The organism is Sporosarcina cyprini (assembly GCF_022048975.1).
GTDB classification, from domain to species: domain Bacteria; phylum Bacillota; class Bacilli; order Bacillales_A; family Planococcaceae; genus Sporosarcina; species Sporosarcina cyprini.
The window spans coordinates 1-2,398 of record NZ_JAKMHX010000027.1 but is presented as its reverse complement, the minus strand read 5'-3'; the positions used below and the strand labels follow the sequence as shown (position 1 = coordinate 2,398).

Sequence of the window (2,398 nt, the reverse complement as noted above, 5' to 3'; positions counted from 1 at the left end):
TGAGAACGGCGGAGCAATATTCGACCACGGTAGCGGCGGGATAGTCCTGCTGCGGGCGGCGTAAAAGTCGTCCACCTTGAAGCCTTTCTGCCGAGTCAGGGAGGTGTGGGGATCTACAGCGTGGAACTTTATCTTCAGGTCCGTCTGGCTTGCGCGGATGGCATGAGCCAACGGGCGGCGGCGAAGCGTTTCAATGTGTCGCGCGATACGGTACGCAAGATGCTGTCGTTTTCATCGCCGCCGGGTTACCGGCGCCAGTCCGTACCGCAGCGCCCGAAGCTGGACGGGTTTGTGGCGATCATTGATGGATGGCTTGAGGGTGACCGCAGTGTCCCGCGCAAGCAACGCCATACGGCGAAGCGGGTATTCGACCGTTTGCGCACCGAGCATGGTTTCACCGGCGGCTATACGATCATCAAGGATTACATCCGGGAGCGCGAACAGCGCAGCCGGGAGATGTTCGTGCCGCTGGCGCACCCTGCGGGAGATGCGCAGGCCGATTTCGGGGAAGCGCTGGTGGAGATCGGCGGGGTGGAGCAGAAGGCCTACTTCTTCGCGCTCGATCTGCCGCACAGTGATGCCTGCTATGTGCGGGCCTATCCGGCGGCGGTGGCGGAGGCCTGGGTGGACGGACACGTGCATGCCTTCGCGTTTTTCGGCGCGGTACCGCGCTCGATCGTCTATGACAACGATCGCTGCCTTGTGGCGAAGATCCTGCCCGACGGCACGCGGCAGCGTGCAACATTGTTCAGCGCTTTCCTGTCACATTACGTGATCCGCGACCGCTATGCTCGCCCGGGCAAGGGGAACGAGAAGGGCAATGTGGAGGGGCTGGTAGGCTATTGCCGGCGCAACTTCATGGTGCCGATCCCGAAGTTCCCGACCTGGGAGGCGTTCAACCTGTGGCTGGAGGAGCAATGCCGCGAGCGCCAGCAGGACAAGGTGCGCGGGCAGAGCGAGACGATCGGTGAGCGGCTGCAGCGCGATCTNNNNGCCATGCAGCCTCTGCCCGCTACACCCTTCGAGGCCTGCGATCAGAAAGGCGGGCGGGTCTCCTCGCAATCCCTGGTGCGCTACAGGACCAACGATTATTCGGTTCCGGTGGCCTGGGGCCATCAGGAGGTCTGGATCAGGGCCTATGTCGATGAGGTGGTGATCGGCTGCCGCAGCGAAGTCATCGCCCGTCATCCTCGTTGCTATGCCCGCGAGGAGGTTGCCTTCGACCCGCTCCATTATCTCCCGCTGATCGAGCAGAAGATCAACGCATTCGACCAGGCTGCGCCTTTGCAGGGCTGGGACCTGCCCGAAGCGTTCACGACACTGCAGCGGTTGATGGAAGGGCGCATGCACAAACATGGCAAGCGCGAATATGTGCAGGTACTGCGCCTGCTGGAAACGTTCACCCTCGCCGATCTCCAGGCGGCGGTCGAACAGGCCATCGATCTTGGCGCCATCGGCTTCGATGCCGTCAAGCACCTCGTCCTGTGCCGGATCGAACGCGTACCGCCCAGGCTGGACCTGGACGTCTATCCCTTCCTGCCACGCACCACGGTCGAGAAGACCTTTGCCAGAGCCTATCTGAGCCTGCTCTCCGACCGGCAGGAGGCCGCATGAGCGATCAGGCCCCGGAGATCCTTCTCGCTCACCATCTCAAGGCGCTCAAGCTGCCTACGTGCCTGCGTGAGCATCACAAGCTCGCGCGGCAATGTGCCGCTGAAGGCGTCGATCATATCCGCTTCCTCGCCCGCCTCGTCGAGATGGAAATGATCGACAGGGAGCGTCGCATGGTCGAGCGGCGCATCAAGGCCGCGCGCTTCCCCGCCGTCAAAAGCCTCGACAGCTTCGACTTCGCCGCCATCCCCAGGCTCAACAAGATGCAGGTGCTCGAGATGGCGCGCTGCGAGTGGATCGAGCGGCGTGAGAACGCCATCGCTCTGGGGCCATCAGGCACCGGAAAGACGCACGTAGCGTTGGGGCTCGGACTGGCAGCATGCCAGAAAGGACTGTCGGTGGGCTTCACCACCGCGGCAGCGCTGGTCAGCGAAATGATGGAGGCCCGCGACGAGCGCCGTCTTCTGCGCTTCCAGAAGCAGATGGCCGGATACAAGCTGCTCATCATCGACGAACTGGGCTTTGTGCCGCTCTCCAAGACCGGCGCCGAACTGTTGTTCGAGCTGATCTCCCAGCGTTACGAACGCGGCTCCACCTTCATCACCAGCAACCTGCCCTTCGACGAATGGACCGAAACCTTCGGATCTGAGCGTCTCACAGGCGCGCTCCTCGATCGCCTGACCCATCACGTCAGCATCCTCGAGATGAACGGCGAAAGCTATCGCCTCGCGCACAGCCGGGCCCGCAAGGCCAAAACCAGACCCTGAAAATTACACCAATGCCGGGG

At 62.7% G+C, this 2,398-nt stretch carries 2 protein-coding genes; both read left to right on the top strand.

The genetic code is table 11. The features are described 5' to 3' along the window. The first annotated feature begins 120 nt into the window (after positions 1–120). Positions 121–1,614 (top strand): IS21 family transposase, encoded by a 1,494-nt coding sequence (gene istA, locus L7D49_RS11255; protein WP_336246390.1) that lies wholly within the window; start codon positions 121–123, stop codon positions 1,612–1,614. Continuing rightward, complete coding sequence (gene istB, locus L7D49_RS11250; RefSeq protein ID WP_007686288.1) at positions 1,611–2,378, top strand: IS21-like element ISSsp5 family helper ATPase IstB; 768 nt, start codon at positions 1,611–1,613, stop codon at positions 2,376–2,378. Before istA ends, istB begins: the two co-directional genes overlap by 4 nt. The last annotated feature ends 20 nt before the right edge of the window (positions 2,379–2,398 follow it).

Bases quoted from the DNA above. Each gene is read 5' to 3' on its own strand.
- istB (WP_007686288.1), top strand. From the start codon at position 1,611: ATGAGCGATCAGGCCCCGGAGATCCTTCTCGCTCACCATCTCAAGGCG.